Consider the following 18,487-nt stretch of genomic DNA (forward strand, 5'->3'; position numbering starts at 1 on the left):
ATCGATCGCGCTGCCGTGTAAGCCAAGTCGCCAACCACTCTTCTTCAATCAGGGTCGATGCGGTGCTGTTTCTATCCCAAGATTCCCGTCCTCCCGGTACCTAAACTGTGCGATTGCTTGCGCAGGCCGCCCGCGCCGACGATTGGGTTACCGCGCGCCGAGGCACGCCCCAGGGGGCAACGCGCGATCGTGCGCACAACAGGATTCGCGGCGATGCGTAGCACAATCAAGGGCATTTTTCGACTCCCAAATCGATACACGTTGCCCGGCGGTTTGTACGGTACCCCGCTAAGGTATTAAGGAACAGATGTCAACCGACCTCCGATAAGGTCCGCTTCGTTCCCACCGAGCTAGTCGCCGAGCCCACCCCGAGGCGGATCATCGCTAGCCGCTCAATCCCTCAATCCCGGCTTTGATACCCTTTGGGGGTAGGGGGTATATTGCCTATGTCGGTCCGCGACGCTCAACACAGAAGGGGAGCCAAACGAGCACTATGACAGCCGCCGTCGTCGGGATGTCGTGCTGACATTGTGCGTCTTCGGTGCGTGAAGAGCTCGGCCATGTTTCCCACGTAAAGGCAGTGGATGTCGATTTGGCCAGTGGCACGGTGACCATCGACAGCGACGGCCCAGTCGACACCGGTGCGATCAAGAATGCGGTCGAAGCGGCTGGCTACCAGTTGGCCGGCTGACCACACGCCATTTGCATTAACGGGAATAGCCCGAATACCGCCACCGGATGCCTACGGCATATCGACCTGCAGATCGGCGGAATGACATGCGCCTCGTGTGGCCCGAATCCAGAAGAAGCTCAACAAGCTCGACGGGGTGGCGTTGGCCAGCACTTCATAGCCCCATGAAACATGCTTATTCTGCCGCGGTGGTGATCGTGTTCCATCGTTGAGCTCCTTTGGCCCGCGCAACTGCGTGCAATATGCTGGTTACGGCGTACCCGTATTGGGTATATGGAAACGGCCGGATGTTTGAGTCGAAAAGGAAGTCATTGTGTTGAGGCGACGATTACTAATCACCACAGCAGCTGCAGGTGCGGCCCTATTGACCTTGACCGCCTGCGGAGCCTCAGGCAATCAGGCCGGCTCCAGCACCACCGTAGCGCGAAGTTCCGGCGCGTCTAGTTCGCCCGCTGCAACGTCGGCACACAATGGCGAAGACGTCATGTTCGCCCAGCATATGATTGCCCACCACCAGCAGGCCATCCAGATGAGCGACATCATCCAAGCTAAGCAGGGCATCGACGCGCGCGTGATCGACTTGGCCAACCAGATCAAGGCAGCACAGGGACCCGAAATTCAACAGATGCAGACCTGGCTGACCCAGTGGGGACAGCCGACGACGATGCCTAGCAGCATGCCCTCTGAGAGCACGATGCCAGGGATGCCAAGTCACAGCAGCATGCCTGGAATGACCGGGACTGAAGGAATGATGTCCGAACAGGACATGCGGGCGCTGCAGAACGCGCAAGGCGTTGACGCCAGCAAGCTTTTCCTCACCCAAATGATTCAGCACCATCAGGGCGCAATCACCATGGCGCAGAACGAAATCAAATCCGGCCAATACTCGCCCGCTATCGGATTGGCACACTCGGTCGTCACCAACCAGCAACAGGAGATCACTACCATGCAGACCATTCTGAACTCGCTGTAGCGCGCCTCTGCCCGCGCAAAGAGGGAACGCGAAAAGTGCCCGCTCACACCCATAGGACTAAATCGACGTCACAACCCAGCAGAACCGATCACTCAGGCACGTCCTGGCCGAACCCGCGTGCGTTCCAATGCATTCAGGCTCAGCGCTGAACTATTCGACGCTGATCGGGTCAAACACAGCTCCACGTTCCGAATCCGGGGCTTCGGAGGCAAGGACAAAACCCGGCGCCGCAGCGCGTCACACCAACGCCCTGCAACCACCGGAGACGACGCCCAATCAACATCCTCGAAACGAGGGAGCCAGCCAAAAATGTGTCCCCGGCGCGCTCACAGCACCAGGACTGCGGCGGCTAGTCACAACGGACGCCACAGACCACGCGACTTTTCGAGCCGATACCGGTCAGGTGGCGATTCCTTGACCTATCGAAGCGGGCTCCTGGCGACGCCATCACCGAACTGAGCCCGTCGATGTCGTTGGGCCGGAAGCCTCCGTGGTGTACCGTGTGGGGGTATGGGGCACGTCCGGTTATGGTCGGATGTCCGACGTATCCCGTCATGCAGGCGGTCGCGCGTGCGGTTGGCTGTCGTTTTGACGGCCGCGGTGGCTGGGCTTGCGATCGTTGGCCACTGTGGATTTGTTCGCGCCGCGGATTCCCCTTCATATCCATCGCAACCATCGATGTCGACATCGCTGACCAATGCCCTCGCCGCAAAATCGGATCAACCCCAACTTGGTCAAGGGCTACCGATCTGCAAGGGATCCAAGGTTTTCGCGATCGCTGCGCTGCCCAAATCTGCGGTTACCGCGCTAATTGTGCTTGGCGTCGTCGTAGCGGGACTCATCGGCAGCGGTTGGTTGGCTCAGCTCGTGGTGCCGGCCGGGCGGGGCCCCCCGCGCGCGCCGGCTGCCTCCCTCACCGGTCAAGACCTCTTGACCCTGTTCTGCTTAGCTCGTCGCTGACTGGTCAGCATCAGGCCGTAGTGCTATGCCACGACGGCCGGTGACTGCCGGCCCACGTTAACCCCGCGCTGTATGGCGCGGCCTCGATCGAAGCGACGATCGCATGAACCATTTCGTGTCTGTGGACACCTTGGGCTTGCACAGCCCATCTGCACCATGCAGCTCTTGGCAACCCCGCCGCGGCAGGTGGCACCACCACCCAGCAAGCCTTGCGGTCGCTGACCGCTGCGACGGCCGCCATCCCCGCGCCGTACCTGCCTCCGCGGATTCTGAGCCAACCTACCCATCCATCGCGCAACGACGCGCCGTCGGCAGTGGTGCCGAGGTTTTCAACGGAGGCAACACATGTCATTTGTGAGTACGCAGCCTGAAGCGCTGGCGTCAGCGGCCCAAGCACTGCAGGCCGTCGGTTCGGCGATCAGCGCGCAAACCGAGGCCTCAGCAGTCCCGACGACCGGGGTGGTCCCGGCGGCCACCGACGAAGTATCGGCGCTCACCGCGGCCCAATTCGCCGCGCACGCACAGCTGTACCAGGCGGTGGCTGCTCAGGCCACAGCCATCCACGACCAGTTTGTCGCCGCCTTGGCGACCAGCGCCGGTTCCTATGCCGACACCGAGGCCGCCAACGCGGCTGCGACCGGCTGAAGCGGCCGAGGCGACTGAAGGGATAAGCGAATGGATTTCGGGGCACTCCCACCAGAGATCAACTCCGCCAGCATGTATTCAGGTCCCGGCTCAGGGCCGATGCTGGCTGCTGCGACCGGCTGGGATGGGTTGGCCGCCGAATTGGCTTCGGCGGCAACCTCTTACGCGGCGGTGATCTCGCGATTGACCGCCTTGTCGTGGCATGGTCCGGCGGCAGCATGGATGAGCGCCGCAGCCACACCATATGTGGCGTGGATGAGCAACGCCGCCACCGAGGCTGAGCAGGCGGCCAATCAGGCCCGAGCCGCGGCCGGCGCCTATGCGGCCGCGTTCGCCGCAACAGTGCCCCCACCGGTGATCGCGGCCAACCGCAGCCTGCTGATGTCGCTGATCGCGACCAACATCTTCGGGCAAAACACCCCGGCGATCGCGGCCGCTGAGGCCCAATACGCCGAGATGTGGGCGCAGGACGCAGCCGCAATGTATGGCTACGCGGGCTCATCTGCGGCCGCGTCGACGTTGCCGCCGTTCACCTCGCCGCCGCAGATCACCAACCCGACCGGGCTGGCTGCGCAAGGCTCCGTCGTATCCCAGATCACCGGTAGCTCGCTGGCGACCGACACGCAGGCGGCACTGAACCAGCTGGCCTCCGCGCTGCCAACGGCGCTGCAACAACTCACCTCCCCGCTATCGTCCGGGTCAGCGATGTCGGCCCTAAGCTCGCTAAGTCCGCTGCTGTCCGTGACGAGCTCGACGGCGTGGATAGCCAGTGCCGGCTTATCGACCGGAGAGAAGCTGAAAGGCCTGCTACCTGCGGCCACCGCCGCGCTGGCCCCAGCTATCGCCGACGGCTTGGGTTCCGGCGTGCTCGGATCAGGCCTAGCGGGGTTGTCAGGCTTCGGCGGCACCGGTGCGGCAGTCTCGGCGGGTATGGGCCGGGCCGGATTGGTCGGGTCGCTGTCGGTGCCACAGACCTGGACCACCGCTGCCCCGGCCAGAGCGGCCGCGGCGCTGGCAGGCACAGGCCTCGGCGCCGCCCCGGCGGCCGACGCAGACGGGCTAGGCGGCATGCTGGGCGGATTGCCATTGGCCGGAACAGGCGGGCGCGGGATAGCCGGTATCGTGCCCGATGCTCGATTCCTGGAACGCCCCCCGATGGTTCCACGCTGGTCCATCGGATAGAGGAAGTCATCACGATGATCGGGCGTCCAGACAACCCCAGTGCGTTGGGGTCGACCACGCGCACATCAACTCGACTGCCCGACCCAGCCCTGCCCAGTTGTGAGTACCACTACCACGGCGTACCCTTTAGGGGTATGAGGTACCTGTGGGAACGGATGGCTCCGTCTCATGACGCCTCGCTTCCGGTTACTGCATGTGATGTTTGGCAAGAGCCAGTCACTCGGCGTGTGGAGGCACCCCATCCGGCTTCCGGCATGCGTCCCTATCGCGCCCGTCGAGGCTTTGTGCCGCTCAGCAACGCATCTGCGCTGCCGCGGTGGCGGTCGATGATCGTCGTGGCGACAGTGGCGTTCCTTGTTGCACTCGTCGGCCACTCCGCCATGCTGCATTCCGAGAGCCATACCTCGCATCCTGCCCATGCTTTGCTTTCCACCCTGGGCGGTGAGTTCGCCGTCAACGCCGACCATCCCCATGTTTTCGACGGCTCGTCGACCCACTGCCACAACGTGTTCGCGACCGCGGTGTTGCCGCGGCCGGCTACCACGTTGGTAGCACTTGGAACCGTGGCCGCAGTTGTCGCGATTACTGCCGTGCTGGCCAGCCTGGTAATATCAGCTGGGCGTGGGCCGCCCCAAGGACGGTTTAGCGCCCTGAGTGGTCAAGATCTTTTGACACGATTCTGCTTGGCTCGTCGCTGATCGATCAGCGTCAGGTCGTTGTGCCATGTGCCGACGGCCGGTGCCCGCTGACCGACGTTCACCGCCGCCCATTGCGGCACACGCGTGAAAGCGATGATCAATGAACAATCTTCTGTCTGTGGCAACCTGCGAACGCTTCGAACTCGCCAGTGACGACAGTGCCGAACTGGAGCGCTCGTGGCGCTCGATGCCAAACCGGCACACCCTGCGCCAACTCAGGTCGCCCGGATGCGCCGCCACCGCCGGTAAACATCGCGAACCCCGCAGCCTGGTGGGTAATACACCGGTGCTGTGGATTTCAGATCCCTTTGGTGCCGAGGGCCGTGGTTTTTGGGCCAAGCTGGAAGGAGCTAACCCCGGAGGCATGAAGGACCGCCCGGCCCTGCACATGGTGGAATGCGCTCGGGCGCGTGGCGACTTGCAACCCGGCGCGCAAATCATTGAATCCACCAGCGGCACTTTGGGTTTGGGTATGGCGCTGGCGGGACAGGTATATCGGCATCCCGTGACGGTGGTCACTGACCCCGGGATGGAACCTATCGTGCAACACATGCTGACCGCCTACGGGGCGCGCGTCGACATCGTCACCGAACCGCATCCCACCGGAGGGTGGCAGCAGGCCCGCAAAGACCGAGTGGCCGAATTGATGGCCGCCGACCCGCAATCCTGGAACCCCGACCAGTACAACAACCCCGACAACGTCGACAGCTACCGGTCGCTGGCGCTAGAACTGCTTGATCAGCTGGGAAGCATCGACGTTTTGGTGTGCTCGGTGGGAACCGGCGGCCATTCAGCTGGTGTGGCGCGCGTGCTGCGCCAAGTCAACCCAGACCTGAAGCTCATCGGCGTGGACACCATCGGCTCGACGATCTTCGGACAACCGGCGGCCGCCAAGCGGTTAATGCGCGGACTGGGATCAAGCATTTACCCGCGCAACGTCGACTACCCGGCGTTCGCCGAGGCACATTGGGTAGCCCCGGCCGAAGCGGTCTGGGCATGCCGCACCCTCGCGAACACCTACTACGCCAGCGGGGGATGGAGTGTGGGTGCCGTTGCGCTGGTCGCCGGCTGGGCGGCCCGGAACCACGAGCCCGGCGCCAAGATTGCCGCGGTGTTTCCCGATGGGCCGCTGCGCTACTTCGACACCATCTACAACGACGATTACTGTCGCCAGCACGAACTACTCGATGCGCCTGCTCCGATCCAACCCGCGGTCATCGATGACCCGACCGAGCAGGTGGTGCAATCCTGGACGCGGTGCACCAATGTGGTGGATCCAGCGCTGGTTAGGCAGTAATGGCGTTTCTCGCACAGTTCCGCAGCTTCGACGGGCCCAGCCGGATGCTGATGGTCAACCAGTTCGGCATCAACATCGGCTTCTACATGCTGATGCCGTATCTGGCCGATTATCTGGCTGGCCCGCTCGGGCTCGCCGCTTGGGCCGTCGGTCTGGTTCTTGGGGTGCGCAATTTCTCTCAACAGGGCATGTTCATTGTCGGCGGCACGCTGGCCGACCGGCTTGGCTACAAGCCGTTGATCGTCGCCGGTTGCCTGCTGCGCACCGGCGGGTTCGCTCTGCTGATCGTGGCCCACTCGCTGCCCATGGTGCTCATCGCCTCAGCGGCCACTGGTTTCGCCGGCGCGCTGTTCAACCCGGCGGTGAGGGCCTACCTGGCCGCCGAAACCGGTGATCGCCGCGTCGAAGCCTTTGCTGTGTTCAACATCTTCTACCAGGCCGGGATCCTGCTGGGTCCCGTGCTTGGAGTTATGTTGGTAGCCATCGACTTTCGCATCACCGCAGCCGTGGCCGCCGCGGTCTTCGCTATACTGACCGTTGGCCAGCTCTTGGTGCTGCCCCAACACACCGCCGATGCGGCAGTGGCAAAGACGTCATTTTTCGATGACTGGCGCCACGTCATGGCGAACCGGTCTTTCCTGCTGTTCGCCGTGGCCATGATCGGCTCCTACGTGCTGTCTTTCCAGGTCTATCTTGCTTTGCCGCTGCAGGCTTCGATCCTGACGCCGCGTTACCACTCCGTCTTAGTGGCAGGCGTTTTTGTGGTTTCGGGTCTGGTCGCTGTCGCCGGACAATTGCGCATTACCCGCTGGTTCGCCGCACGGTGGGGACCTGGGCGCAGCCTGGCGATCGGATTGACCGTCCTGGCTGCCTCATTCGCGCCGCTGACACTCATCCCCGATAGTCAGCGCTTCGGGATCGTTGCTGCTGTCGTTGCGCTGCTGGCTTCCTCGGCGATGCTTGCCCTCGGCTCGGCCGCGGTATTTCCCTTCGAGATGGACATGGTCATGACGCTAGCCCGAGGCCGGCTCATCGCTACCCACTACGGGTTTTACAACACCATCGTCGGAATCGGGATCCTGCTCGGCAACCTTGCCACTGGTGCAATCATGGGCGCGGCTAAACAAGCCGGCGTCGGCGAAATCGTTTGGGCAGGAATGATTCTCGTCGGCATCGTTGCGGCTTTGGCACTGCATCGCCTCGACCGCGGCGGCCACTTCGCCACCCAAGACACAGCAAACACCGCGCACGAGGACGCATCAAAAATGGCCACGAGGACCACATGACTGGTGGATGTTTTCCGACCGCATGACCGGCCGACTCGTCTCGCAGGCCTGCGCCACCCAAAGTTTGTATATACAAAATTGCAGGAAATAAATGCGGGTGGAGGCTTGAGAGATGACAAAGCGCTTTATCGACCTCGACGACGACCTGTTGGCTGCTGCGCAGAAGCAGCTCAACGCATCTGGCGTATCCGACACGGTTCGCCTCGCATTGCAGCAAGCCGCAGCATCGTCTGCGCGGACACATCACGTCCCGTAGTTGAAGGCTGGCGATCTAGGGAAGATGGCTGATCGCGATCAAGGTGGTGAGGTGTGGCGATAATCGCTCGGCACGTCATCGACACAAGCGCCGCGGCGCGAATGCGGCACCCGCAGGTCGCCGCCCGACTTGCACCGCTGATCGAGGGCGGATTAGTAGCAACCACAGCTCTGCTCGACGCCGATGCGCTGTACAACGCACGGGCCAGTGCTGACTATGCACAGATCTGCTCAGACCGCCGCTTGGCATACGAATATTCGCCAACCAACGACGTTATCGTCGAATCAGTCGCCGCGACGTTACGCGGTGACCCCCACCCCGTCTCTCAAAACGGCCGCGCTACGAGCTATCTGGCTAGCATGGCGCGCTAGCGGTGACGACGGCGTCACCGTTCGGATGCTCGAGGACGACCACATGCTGTCGATCGCCGCATCGATCAGCGAGCCACGCCTTTCGGCGTTAGCGATAGCCAAGATCCTGCGTTTGCTTGGCCATTGCCGTGGCGATCACTCACTCAGCCACCGCGACTATCCAGGATGACGCTGGCGACACATGACGTAAGGGCGAGGCAGCGGTACTGCCTCAGATTCGAAATAGCGTGGCGGAGAACAGAATAGCCATGCCAATAGCCATCCCTGCCTGACTTAGGTTACCCAGCGATCTGGAGTGGGACGTTTCATGCTGGCGTCGGACGCAGTACCAGTACGTCCAGAAGACTGCCGCGACAGCGAAGCCGACGGTGCCGAGCCAGCTCACTGCGCTGAACCAGAGGAGCGAACCGCTGCTTGCCGGCATGTCTGTGCCCGCCATGTCCATGCCCGGCATTGACGACATAGCCGGCTCAGCGGTGCTCTGGGTGCTCGATCGAGCTGGAAACAACTGGGCGTTCATGATGGCATACATCCAGCCGGTGGCCAGCATCATCACAGCGTGGTAGCCGTAGCGGACTCGTAGGGCGGGTGTTCGGGCCACGACGACGGACATCGTCACGAAGGTCATGGCCGCCAGCAGGAAAAACGCTGCCGGTCCAGTTGACGGCAGTTGCACACCCCAGGGCCAGGCCATTACCACCATGGCTACGGCCATGACGAAATGCAGCCCGTGGCTCACGACCCAGCTCCAAGGTCGGCGCTTGGTGGCGATCGCGAGCACACATTCCGCGGCGGTCAATAAGAAGAGACCGGTGACCACCCAACGAAGCACCAGGTCATCGATCACGCGACACCAGGCCGTTCAGATCCGTCGGAAACCATGACGTTGCTGTGCGCTCGGCTAACGCTGGCGATGTGAGCCCCGATCATGTATCGCGACCGAACCGGCGTAGCCGCAGCGAGTTGGTCACCACACTGACCGAGGAGAAACCCATCGCCGCGCCCGCCACGACCGGGTTCAACATGCCCAGCGCGGCAAGGGGGATCGCGGCGGTGTTGTAGCCGAACGCCCAGCCAAGGTTCTGGTAAATCGTGCGCAAGGTCTGCCGCGAGAGCCCGAGCGCACGCACGACCCCATCGAGGTGGTCGGACATCAGCGTAATGTCGGAGGCCTCAATGGCCACGTCGGTACCGGTGCCGATCGCAATGCCCAGATCGGCCTGCACCAGGGCCGGTGCGTCGTTGACGCCGTCGCCCACCATCGCGACCACCTTGCCCTCGTCCTGGAGCCGCCGCACCTCGATGACCTTTTCTTCTGGCAACACTTCGGCCAGCACACGGTCAATGCCCACCTGCTTTGCGATCGCATGAGCGGTGCGGGTGTTGTCGCCGGTGATCATGGCGACCTGCAACCCCATGGCATGTAGCTGACGGACCACGTCGACAGCGTCATCCTTGACCGTGTCGGCCACCGCGAGCACGCCCACAACTTGGTCATCCCGGCCGACGAAAACCGCGGTGCGGCCCTTCTCTTCCAGCTCCGCGGCGGCCGCAGCTAGGTGCTCTGGCAGCTGTAGATCCTGTTCGTCGACCAGCTTGCGGCGCCCGACCAGCACCGACTTGCCGTCGACCTCCGCGCGCACCCCGTGCCCCGCGACATTGGTAAACGCCGTGGCCACCGGAATCTCCAACCCCCGCTCCCGTGCACTGGCGACGATCGCCGCGCCGATCGGGTGTTCGGAACCCGACTCGACCGCGGCGGCGATCCGCAGCACCAGATCAGGCTGGCGCCGCTTGCCGCCAACGACATCGGTCACCCGCATCTGGGCACGCGTGAGAGTGCCGGTCTTGTCGAACACCACCGTGTCAACCTTCTTCGAAGCTTCCAGCACCTCGCCGCCCTTGACCAGGATCCCGAGGTCCGCGCCGCGGCCGGTGCCGACCATGATCGCCGTCGGGGTGGCCAGACCGAGCGCACAGGGGCAGGCGATGATCAGCACGGCGACCGCCGCGGTCATGCCACCGATTGGGTCGCCGGCGAGCATCGTCCATCCTGCGAAAGTCGCCACGGCAACGCCAACGACGGCCGGGACAAACACCGCCGACACCCGGTCGGCAAGCCTCTGGACCGGGGCCTTGCCGCCTTGCGCCTGCTCGACCAGTCGCACGATGTGCGCCAGCGCGGTATCGGCCCCGACCGCGGTGGCGCGCACGGTCAGCACACCATCGGTGTTGACCGTTGCCCCGGCCACATGGTCACCCACCGTTTTCTCGACCGGGACCGATTCGCCGGTGAGCATCGACTCGTCGACGGCGGCACGGCCATCGATGACCTCGCCGTCAACCGGGACCTTCTCTCCCGGGCGCACCCGCACTAGATCACCGACTCGGACCTGATCAACCGGCACGAGTAGCTCCGCGCCGTCCACCAGCAGGGTGGCATCCTTGGCGCCCATCTCCAGCAGCTTGCTGATCGCCTCGCGCGCCTTGCCCTGCGCTCTGACCTCGAAATAGCGGCCCAGCACCACGAACGCGATGATCAGCGCCGAGGTGTCGAAGAACAGCGGCCCGCCGGCAAACAACTGGTAGGTGGAGTAGATGAATGCGGTCAACGTGCCCAGCGCGATCAGCGTGTCCATGTTCGAGCTCAACGCGCGCGCCTGCTGCACCGCCCCCTTGAGGAACGGCCAACCGGCGACGAATTGCACCGGCACCGTCGCGGCGAAAGCCAACCATCCCGCCCACGGATAAGCGCCGAAAAGCATGGTTGAACCCATCGCCACCAGCCCCAGTGGGAAGGCCACCAAGACCCGGCGCGACCACTTGCGCCGCTCGCGTCGATTCTGCTCGTCCAGCGATAACCCGCTCCCAGTGACCGGCCCGGACCCGCAGGCGCCACCGCCGCAATTCGTGACCTCCGACGCACGGTCATGCGTGCCGCGGCGCAGACCAAACAGCGCCAACCCGATCCCGCTGGCAATTCTGCGCACGACACCGATGTTGGGGATGTCGGCCGAGTGCGGGGCACGCGCAGGCACCGATTCTGCAGGGATGTGCTCGGCGTCGGCGATCGCCGTCAGCACGTCGGCGGTGTCGCAGTGCTGCGGCGAATACCAGATCACGACGGATGCGGTTCGTGGATAGGCTTGCACGGCTTGCACGCCGGCGACCTTGCCGACCGTCTCCTCGATCGCGACCGCCCGAACCGCGTCCACTCCAAACCCGTTGATGCACACACGCATCCGCCCCGACGCGTTGGAAACAACCTTGAGCTTGACGTCTGCGTCAAGGACAGCCGTGGTCATTTGTCGCCCGAGTCCACTACGGTCAGCGGTGCAGCGTGCTCACCGGCGCGCTCCTTCGCTTCGGCCACCACGTCGGCGACCGTCAGTCGAGCCTGCTCAGTGCTGGCCCCGGCCTTGCGTTCGGCCTCGCGGGCAACGCGGATGCCCCAGGCAGTAGCGATGACCGTTGCCTTGCGCAGCGGAGCCCTGGCCGCCACCCTGCGCAGCACCTCAAACGCCGCAACCCCCACCACGCCGGTCACCACAGTGGGCGCTGCCTTCGCCATCAACCCATGCAAAGCCATCTCGAACACTCCCTTTCATATCGTTGCCCGCCCCGCGCGGGCGGTAGCCTTAACTCACCGATGCTGCACTCCCCGTGCCCTCAAGCCGTGACCGCTGGCTTCACGCGTCGGCGAAGTTTCCTCATACGGATCACCCGCCGGCGCGGGCTCATTACTCGTCCGATCGCCCATCATGGCCCCACCCAGTTGTACTTGCGGACCGCTCAATGCGGGCGTGAACTTGACGGCATCAATCAGCTCTTCAATGGCCGCTTGCCCGCGGCAATCCAACACCGCCGAAAAGCACGTCTCTAGGCGGTTGTGCAACATCACCCGGTTGGCCCGCTCCAGCGAGGACTGAACCGCAGAGATCTGCTTCATCAAGTCGACGCCGTCGGCGTCGGACTCCAGCATTCGAATGATCCCATCGAGGTGACCCCGAACCGTCTTCAGCGGGTTGAGCGCCGCTTGCCTTTTCGTCGTCAATTCCATGTCCCCGCTCACAACCCGTACCAACACCCGACCGATTCACCCCCTTTTACCCCACACCCGTGGGGCGGGGTAAGCACTAGGTCGCTGCTCCCTGGTAGCAGCACATTGCACCGGCCACCTTCATGCTCGTCCACGTCAGCGGCCCTCCAATGATGAAAAGCGTTGTGGCGGTAAGCAATACCCCGGCGGCCCACTGGTGGCGCGCCTCACTTTGCGTGGCCAGACGTTCGGCGCGGTCGAGCATGTCGACGCCGGACGCCCCGACGGCGCCAATCGGTGTCGCGGCACCAATGGACAACGCCAGCAACGCGTCCAGCACCGTCTGGGTGCCGAAGCGGCGGGCCGCTGCGTCGTCGGCGGACATCTCCAACAACCGGGCGATCTCTCGGGCCCCCGTGCTGAACAAAGCCACCTGGGGAACGGCCGCCGACAACGCGCGGACGAACGCCAGGACATGGTGGTGACGCCCGTTCAAATGGGCGCGCTCATGCGCCAGCACCGCTTGAAGGTGGCGATCGCTGAGCGCATCTAGCGCGGCGCTGGTCACGACGATGGTGTCCGGGCGCCCGGCCACGCAGTAGGCGGCCCGCTCGGGTGCATCCACCACGACCGCATCCACGCCACCGATTCGGCGCCCGACTACGCGGGCTCTTTCAGCATGCTCACGGCCGCACACCCGCGCCCGCCACAGTGATCTACCCAACCGCCAACCCAGAATGCCTAGTGCGATGGCTGCGACTCCGGCCAGCGCCACGATCCCGGCGTGCACCACTGGCCCGAGTCCTCCGTCGAAAAGCCGTCGCAGCGCCGCGAAACACGCGATGGCGAGCCGGTCCGGCTGGCGCCAATGCTGGGCCAGAGCCGCGATTAGGAAACCCGCCGCGCCCAGCCATGAACCGACGACGCTGACCATCGCCGCTAACCACGCAACCACTCCCAACAGCGGTAAGGCGCCGGCTCGAGTCAAGCGCATCAGCGCCCAAGGCGAGAACACCGCCACCACACAGCTGTACACCAGCAGACACATCGCGACGCTCATCAGGGCGTCCTTTCCTACCGCTCGAACTGCAACAGGCACAGGGAGTTGGTGACCACGCCGGCCGAGGAGAAGCCCCTCGCCGCGCCGGAGATTATCGGGTTGAGCAAACCAGCCGCGGCCAGCGGGACCGCCACAATGTTGCAGCCGAACGCCCAGTAAAGGGTGTGCACTATCGTGCGATAGATGCGGCGCGACAACGAAATCGCAGTGGGAATGCGCGCCAGATCGGCGGGCATCAGGGCCAGGTCGCGGGACTGAATCGCGACATCAGTGCCGGTGCCAATCGCGCTACCCAGGTCGTCCTGCACGAGCGCCGGCGCATCGTTGATTCCATCGCCAACGACGGCAACTACCTCACCGGCAGCTTCCAGGGCGGCTACCTCGGCCTGCTTGTCGGCCAGCAGCACCTGCGCCAGCACCCGCTGGACGCCCAGCCGGCGGCCGACGACGACGCCGGCCTCACGCGGTGTCAGCCAATACCCGAGGTGCTCGACCGGGGCGAGCAGTGCATCGGGATCGGCGAGCCGCTCGCCAAGCACGACGTGCGCGGTCGACGTGGCATAGTTGACGATCGCGGATTCGACACCCACCTGCCTGCTGAGGATCCGCTGAACGAACATCGCGCACGACCCACGGACCATCCCGCCGACCGCAAGATCGAGACTCGCCGGTGCAGCCGTAGTTTGACTCATAGCTTCAGCCGTTCGTAGGAACCGCATAACCCAGGCCGCCGAGACTTAGCTATTGCACGCCCAGTTGACGATTCGCCCACCTCCGAGCTTGTTGATGGCGTCCTCTTGCGCCGCCCCGAGCGGGAAGCCACTTCCGCCTTGGTAATTCGAGCCGTCATAGGCGATCGCGCCGCATTGCGGTTGTCTGAAGCTAATGAGTACCTTGCAGGTATCCAGACCGCACGCCGCCAATGCGGCTTGGTTCGCTCCAGCCTGACTTGTGTAACGCAGCCCTTTACCCCATTTGCCGGTCGGTGCATAGGCGATCGCGCCGTAATGCCTAATCGGTACAACAGGCCCTTCGGGCACCATGCCCATTTCGGACATCGCGGCGTAGTCAAGGTCGGCAGTTCCCCGCGGAATCGAGGGCAGCGCACTAATCATCAGTGCAGCAGTAGCCCCCAGGGTTGCGGCTACGATCGCGATCCGCCTACGTGTTGTCACCATTTCCTGACTCCTTTTTGCGGTCGAAGGTTCAGCGAGTGAGTGGGTCACCCGACCTTGGGAAAGCGATTGCACTGAAGGCTAGACAAGCTGGGTGTTGTGGTGCTTCCGCGTTGGCGCGGGTGCTATGGGTGCGGCACAGGCGGTGCTGTCGTGCTAACCGTTTGCTGAGGACCCATTGATCCCCCCGGACCCATGCCGCCGGGCCCCATCATTCCGCCGGGCCCCATCATTCCGCCCGATTCCATCATCGAGCAGCCACCATCGCGTCCACCATTGGAAGTCGAGTTTCCCCCGTAGGGACCGTGTGTAGCCCGACCCAAAAAGAATCCGGAGAAGAAGACCAGGGCCACGACGAACATGACACCGGCGATGATGCCGACCCAACTCAACAGTTGATCCGTCCGGCTAGGGCGATCAGAACGATCGACATACCGGAGCTGCCCTGTCGCGGTGGCCGATTCGGTAGATTCTGGTGATTCCGTCATATTTGGCATGCTGCCACAATATACCCCACAGGGGTAGTGACTAAAGTCCCTAAAGCGCCCACCACCGCTTGGCAGGGCGGTCGGGAGCGACATTCGTGCATCTCGACTCGGCCCCTTGCGTCCTCATCGACAAAGCATGTGGCGCCGCCCCTCGAAGGCCTCTACTATCTGTGTACGTAGATAGTAGAGGCCTGGATGCAGACTGAGGCATCCCATGCAACCGATGGCGGAAAGTGAGCGGCACTGCAACGCCGGTTTCGGCTACCCGCTGATGCGCAGCAATGCAACCGGTGACGAGTTTTGGAGGTAATGCGATGATGATGTGGCACAGCGGGCACGGCTGGGGTTGGTACGGCGTGATTGTCAATGTTCCGACGATGGCAGCGTTCTGGGGTGCCGTCTTAACAGCCATCGTCCTTGCGACCGTTTGGCCTCAAAGGAGGAAGCCAACCACCGGTCCCGGCGCACAGGGGGTTCCACCAGAGCCGAAGGCGTGCCGCAGGCACACCTTCCCCGCCACGAACTAGTCAATGACGAGTTCTACCGCCGACTGACGTAGCTCTGCGAATGCTACTGGCTGCGAAGGCCTTTCACCACGGACTGAATGACGGAGATGCATGAGAGGTCATCACATGGCTAGGTTCACCCGACGAACGGCGCTCGCTACACTTGGCGCGACTGCATTGGTGGCGGTCGGGTACGCGATTCGCGGCGGTGGAGGACCACCCGACCTACGAATCCGCCTGACTGACGGCGGGATGATGGGCGCCAGCGCGGCGGACATGAGCCTCTACATGGAGATGTTCAACCGGCACGCCGAGATCACCCGCACCGTCGAGGAAATCCCCGGTGGCGTGCGCACCACCACCCAGTCAGGCTCACCCGATCTCGCGGCGAAGCTGCGCGCGCACGTGTCAACCATGTACTCGCACATCGACCAGGGCGCAGAGGTGATGTGTATGAGCCAGAGCCTGCCGACTCTGTTCGACAACCCCGGAGGCTACCGTCGCCAGTTGACTCTCACACCGAAGGGCGTAACTGCAGAGGAAACTTCTGACGACCCCGCCCTCACCGAAGCCATCCGTGCCCACGCCCGTGAGGTAACCGGATTCGTGCACGACGGAATGCCCGCGATCATGCAAGGCATGATGGGCGGTTCCGGGGGCATGATGGGACCCGGGGGCATGATGGGACCCGGGGGCATGATGGGCCCCCGTTAGCCGCCGACTCGAGCGTGAAAAGAACTGTATTGCAGGCTATGGACTACTGCGGTTGACGCCAACACGCGCAAGGTTATCCCGACCCTGCAATGGGTCACTTGCGTCGCGCGCGTCTGGCCAACCGCCGCAACTCATCGCGCAACCGAGCGGATTCTTCAGGGCTGATCTGTTCAACGAAGTGGCTCAGCACCAACTCCGAGCGGCCCCCGCCGTCCAGCGCCTCACACATGAGCTGTGCGCTGTGCTGCTCGCGTGTCAGCGTTGGCCAGTACCGGTAAGCCTTGCGTTCACGTTCACGCGCTAGCCACCCCTTGGTGTGCAGGTTGTCCATAGTTGACATTACTGTGGTGTAAGCGATCTCACGTTCAACAGCGAGTTCCTCAAAGATCTCGCGGACCGTCGTAGTTTCCCCCCGGCTCCAGATGCGGTCCATCACTACCGCTTCCAACTCCCCGAATCCACGTACTCGCACCCTACGCCTCCGATCAATGCCACACTGCCGCGCACGCCTGCATTCGAGGACACCATAAAGCACCACGTACTACCTACGTACACATATAGTAGATGGACGCCACATGGCCCACAATTTCACACCTTTGATAACTCGCCGCCTCCCCGCCCCCAAGCGGGGTCGACCATAACTGAGTCGGCCGCTAAAGTACGCGGGGCGACCTCGGTGCCAAACCGGAACATTTCGATGCGATCTGGCGGCGGCAACCGCGGGCCGTCGGCCCCGCGCCGTCAGCGAACACAGCACCAGCGATGCCGCCGCCGCGTGGATGCTGGCGTCGCAGGCAGGGGAAGCGCCGTCGCACGCCGCCCATTACGTGAACCGCCAGATCAGCCCGTTCTGCGGCGGCTTGGACCAACGCGCAGTGCATCGCCGGGCTCGGCCTCAACCACCTGGGGAACTGCGTGGGGATAGTGTCCGAAATTCGCCTGTTACCAGCTCCGATTTCGATCACCCGGGCGCTCAACCCCGTCAGCGCGCGATCACGGTGCTGGGCAGCTCCCGCTGTTCCGACTCGGCGCTGATCCGTTCATACATCCACGCAAAACGGGGATGCTGAAACCGCGTTAGATGCCCAGTAACAGTGCTCTGCAACACTTGCCAAATTACTAACCTACTAAGTAGGATAGTAGATGGTGCGCATCGTGTAAACCCCTACTGGCCTCACAGAAGGGAAACCCTGCCATGTTCGCCGGCATCACTAGCCACGCCGGCGCCCTGGTTACCGTCATCGCAGTGCTCACCGGCACGGCAATTCTGCGCGGCGGCGCAGCAGCGGCCGACCCGAACCAGGACGACCAGTTTCTAGCACTGCTCGTTGAAAAAGAGATTCCCGCCCTCCAGAACGTGCCAAGCATCATCGCCACAGCCCACAAAGTTTGTCGCAAGCTCGATGGTGGCTGGTCGGTGGATGACGTAGTGGACGCGATGCGGGACAATGCTTTCAACGTAGACCCGACTGCGCACCGATACCCCGCGGAGCGCCTCACGCGCACGCTTACCCGATTTATTACTGCGGCAGTAGAGGTCTACTGCCCGTACGATCAACCCAAGATTGTATCCATCATGGCCATGGCTAACCCCGTGCCGGGATCAAATGAACCGCCGCACCCGATACCCGCGTACACGCGCAACCTGGTCAACTCAGCAACCAGTCTACGCGAGCCGCCGTCGGCGTTGGACATGATCAACACGCGGGCGGCGTGGCAGAAACTGACAGGCATCAGTGTGGTGCGGCTTCCACATTCGACGGAAGGCGGCTTTTTTATGGTGGGCCGCTACGGGTACGACCGGTCCGGCCGTTACTTGCCTGGCAAAGTTTACGGCTCGCTGATCGGAACGGTTCCGCAGGGAGATCCCGACCTACCGAACCCGCCGCAGATTCCGGCACCACCCCCGCCGCCGCCGGCCCACGTCCTGATGCCGCCCCGGCCAATCGCGGCACCGCCACCGCCCAAACTATCGCCGCCACCACCGGAACAGCCGCCACCACCGGAACAGGCGCCGCCACCGCAAGAGCCGCCACCGCCACCCCAAGAGCCGCCACCGCAACAAGTGGAGCCTCCGGCTGCTGGTCCTCAGCCGGGGGGCGCTACCGGCAGTGGTGGCACTGGCGGTGGCGGGAACGGTGGGGGC

Annotated in this window: 19 protein-coding genes and 2 pseudogenes; 12 read left to right on the top strand and 9 right to left on the bottom strand. The window is 63.5% G+C overall.

Annotated features, from left to right (window positions below; translation table 11 throughout):
- Positions 1–538 precede the first annotated feature (538 nt).
- From AWC27_RS24095 to AWC27_RS24140, 10 genes and pseudogenes are all read left to right on the top strand, one after another.
- Positions 539–691: pseudogene (locus tag AWC27_RS24095) on the top strand (heavy-metal-associated domain-containing protein); the annotation flags it as partial.
- A 313-nt stretch (positions 692–1,004) separates the two neighbouring features.
- Entirely contained in the window at positions 1,005–1,664 is a 660-nt protein-coding gene (locus AWC27_RS24100; protein ID WP_372516831.1) for a DUF305 domain-containing protein, read from the top strand.
- Positions 1,665–2,174: 510 nt separating this feature from the next.
- Positions 2,175–2,624, top strand: coding sequence for a putative copper homeostasis (lipo)protein LpqS (lpqS, locus tag AWC27_RS33445; RefSeq protein ID WP_483869953.1), 450 nt, complete (start codon positions 2,175–2,177; stop codon positions 2,622–2,624).
- Between the two features lie 345 nt (positions 2,625–2,969).
- The gene (locus AWC27_RS24110; protein ID WP_085672778.1) at positions 2,970–3,269 is read left to right on the top strand and encodes a PE family protein; all 300 of its coding nucleotides are present in this window, start codon (positions 2,970–2,972) and stop codon (positions 3,267–3,269) included.
- Positions 3,270–3,299: 30 nt separating this feature from the next.
- Positions 3,300–4,451 (top strand): PPE family protein, encoded by a 1,152-nt coding sequence (locus AWC27_RS24115; protein ID WP_085672779.1) that lies wholly within the window; start codon positions 3,300–3,302, stop codon positions 4,449–4,451.
- Between the two features lie 326 nt (positions 4,452–4,777).
- The gene (gene lpqS / locus AWC27_RS24120) at positions 4,778–5,149 is read left to right on the top strand and encodes a putative copper homeostasis (lipo)protein LpqS (RefSeq protein ID WP_085672806.1); all 372 of its coding nucleotides are present in this window, start codon (positions 4,778–4,780) and stop codon (positions 5,147–5,149) included.
- Positions 5,150–5,417: 268 nt separating this feature from the next.
- Positions 5,418–6,446, top strand: coding sequence for a PLP-dependent cysteine synthase family protein (locus AWC27_RS24125; RefSeq protein ID WP_372516835.1), 1,029 nt, complete (start codon positions 5,418–5,420; stop codon positions 6,444–6,446).
- Positions 6,446–7,732 (top strand): MFS transporter, encoded by a 1,287-nt coding sequence (locus AWC27_RS24130; RefSeq protein WP_085672781.1) that lies wholly within the window; start codon positions 6,446–6,448, stop codon positions 7,730–7,732. The genes AWC27_RS24125 and AWC27_RS24130 overlap by 1 nt, the downstream gene beginning before the upstream one ends.
- A 112-nt stretch (positions 7,733–7,844) precedes the next feature.
- Positions 7,845–7,988 (top strand): type II toxin-antitoxin system VapB family antitoxin, encoded by a 144-nt coding sequence (locus AWC27_RS24135; protein ID WP_245847489.1) that lies wholly within the window; start codon positions 7,845–7,847, stop codon positions 7,986–7,988.
- 53 nt (positions 7,989–8,041) lie between these two features.
- Positions 8,042–8,359, top strand: coding sequence for a PIN domain-containing protein (locus AWC27_RS24140; protein WP_245847492.1), 318 nt, complete (start codon positions 8,042–8,044; stop codon positions 8,357–8,359).
- A 211-nt stretch (positions 8,360–8,570) separates the two neighbouring features.
- On the opposite strand, the gene AWC27_RS24145 is transcribed toward AWC27_RS24140, so the two are convergent.
- The 8 genes and pseudogenes from AWC27_RS24145 to AWC27_RS24180 all read right to left on the bottom strand — a co-directional run bounded on the left by AWC27_RS24145 (position 8,571) and on the right by AWC27_RS24180 (position 15,025).
- On the bottom strand, positions 8,571–9,206 hold the full coding sequence (locus AWC27_RS24145; protein ID WP_085672782.1) for a DUF5134 domain-containing protein: 636 nt from the start codon (positions 9,204–9,206) through the stop codon (positions 8,571–8,573).
- 79 nt (positions 9,207–9,285) lie between these two features.
- Positions 9,286–11,601: a copper-translocating P-type ATPase gene (locus AWC27_RS24150; RefSeq protein WP_139837187.1), complete on the bottom strand. Its 2,316-nt coding sequence runs from the start codon at positions 11,599–11,601 to the stop codon at positions 9,286–9,288.
- A 59-nt stretch (positions 11,602–11,660) separates the two neighbouring features.
- Positions 11,661–11,948, bottom strand: coding sequence for a DUF1490 family protein (locus tag AWC27_RS24155; protein WP_085672807.1), 288 nt, complete (start codon positions 11,946–11,948; stop codon positions 11,661–11,663).
- 138 nt (positions 11,949–12,086) lie between these two features.
- A pseudogene (locus tag AWC27_RS24160) lies at positions 12,087–12,419 on the bottom strand (metal-sensitive transcriptional regulator); the annotation flags it as partial.
- Positions 12,420–12,495: 76 nt separating this feature from the next.
- The gene (locus AWC27_RS24165; RefSeq protein ID WP_085672785.1) at positions 12,496–13,458 is read right to left on the bottom strand and encodes a M56 family metallopeptidase; all 963 of its coding nucleotides are present in this window, start codon (positions 13,456–13,458) and stop codon (positions 12,496–12,498) included.
- 14 nt (positions 13,459–13,472) lie between these two features.
- Positions 13,473–14,150: a cation transporter gene (locus tag AWC27_RS24170; RefSeq protein ID WP_169726854.1), complete on the bottom strand. Its 678-nt coding sequence runs from the start codon at positions 14,148–14,150 to the stop codon at positions 13,473–13,475.
- 45 nt (positions 14,151–14,195) lie between these two features.
- Positions 14,196–14,636 carry a DUF4189 domain-containing protein gene (locus AWC27_RS24175; RefSeq protein WP_085672787.1) on the bottom strand — a complete coding sequence of 147 codons (441 nt, stop codon included), beginning with the start codon at positions 14,634–14,636 and terminating at the stop codon, positions 14,196–14,198.
- A 122-nt stretch (positions 14,637–14,758) separates the two neighbouring features.
- Positions 14,759–15,025: a hypothetical protein gene (locus tag AWC27_RS24180; protein ID WP_245847495.1), complete on the bottom strand. Its 267-nt coding sequence runs from the start codon at positions 15,023–15,025 to the stop codon at positions 14,759–14,761.
- 728 nt (positions 15,026–15,753) lie between these two features.
- Between AWC27_RS24180 and AWC27_RS24185 the strand changes: the two genes are divergently transcribed.
- The gene (locus AWC27_RS24185; protein WP_085672789.1) at positions 15,754–16,341 is read left to right on the top strand and encodes a hypothetical protein; all 588 of its coding nucleotides are present in this window, start codon (positions 15,754–15,756) and stop codon (positions 16,339–16,341) included.
- A gap of 94 nt (positions 16,342–16,435) precedes the next feature.
- On the opposite strand, the gene AWC27_RS24190 is transcribed toward AWC27_RS24185, so the two are convergent.
- Positions 16,436–16,813: a BlaI/MecI/CopY family transcriptional regulator gene (locus AWC27_RS24190; protein ID WP_085672790.1), complete on the bottom strand. Its 378-nt coding sequence runs from the start codon at positions 16,811–16,813 to the stop codon at positions 16,436–16,438.
- 723 nt (positions 16,814–17,536) lie between these two features.
- Between AWC27_RS24190 and AWC27_RS24195 the strand changes: the two genes are divergently transcribed.
- The coding region (locus AWC27_RS24195; RefSeq protein WP_085672791.1) for a DUF732 domain-containing protein at positions 17,537–18,487 on the top strand (951 nt) is incomplete at its 3' end.

Source organism: Mycobacterium szulgai, from assembly GCF_002116635.1.
Classification (GTDB): domain Bacteria; phylum Actinomycetota; class Actinomycetes; order Mycobacteriales; family Mycobacteriaceae; genus Mycobacterium; species Mycobacterium szulgai.

What these genes read in the sequence shown, in the direction of transcription:
- lpqS (WP_483869953.1), top strand. Translation starts at nt 2,175, where the DNA reads ATGGGGCACGTCCGGTTATGGTCGGATGTCCGACGTATCCCGTCATGC.
- AWC27_RS24110 (WP_085672778.1), top strand. Translation starts at nt 2,970, where the DNA reads ATGTCATTTGTGAGTACGCAGCCTGAAGCGCTGGCGTCAGCGGCCCAA.
- AWC27_RS24115 (WP_085672779.1), top strand. Translation starts at nt 3,300, where the DNA reads ATGGATTTCGGGGCACTCCCACCAGAGATCAACTCCGCCAGCATGTAT.
- lpqS (WP_085672806.1), top strand. Translation starts at nt 4,778, where the DNA reads ATGATCGTCGTGGCGACAGTGGCGTTCCTTGTTGCACTCGTCGGCCAC.
- AWC27_RS24130 (WP_085672781.1), top strand. Translation starts at nt 6,446, where the DNA reads ATGGCGTTTCTCGCACAGTTCCGCAGCTTCGACGGGCCCAGCCGGATG.
- AWC27_RS24135 (WP_245847489.1), top strand. Translation starts at nt 7,845, where the DNA reads ATGACAAAGCGCTTTATCGACCTCGACGACGACCTGTTGGCTGCTGCG.
- AWC27_RS24150 (WP_139837187.1), bottom strand. Translation starts at nt 11,601, where the DNA reads ATGCGTGTGTGCATCAACGGGTTTGGAGTGGACGCGGTTCGGGCGGTC.
- AWC27_RS24155 (WP_085672807.1), bottom strand. Translation starts at nt 11,948, where the DNA reads ATGGCTTTGCATGGGTTGATGGCGAAGGCAGCGCCCACTGTGGTGACC.
- AWC27_RS24165 (WP_085672785.1), bottom strand. Translation starts at nt 13,458, where the DNA reads ATGAGCGTCGCGATGTGTCTGCTGGTGTACAGCTGTGTGGTGGCGGTG.
- AWC27_RS24170 (WP_169726854.1), bottom strand. Translation starts at nt 14,150, where the DNA reads ATGAGTCAAACTACGGCTGCACCGGCGAGTCTCGATCTTGCGGTCGGC.
- AWC27_RS24175 (WP_085672787.1), bottom strand. Translation starts at nt 14,636, where the DNA reads ATGGTGACAACACGTAGGCGGATCGCGATCGTAGCCGCAACCCTGGGG.
- AWC27_RS24185 (WP_085672789.1), top strand. Translation starts at nt 15,754, where the DNA reads ATGGCTAGGTTCACCCGACGAACGGCGCTCGCTACACTTGGCGCGACT.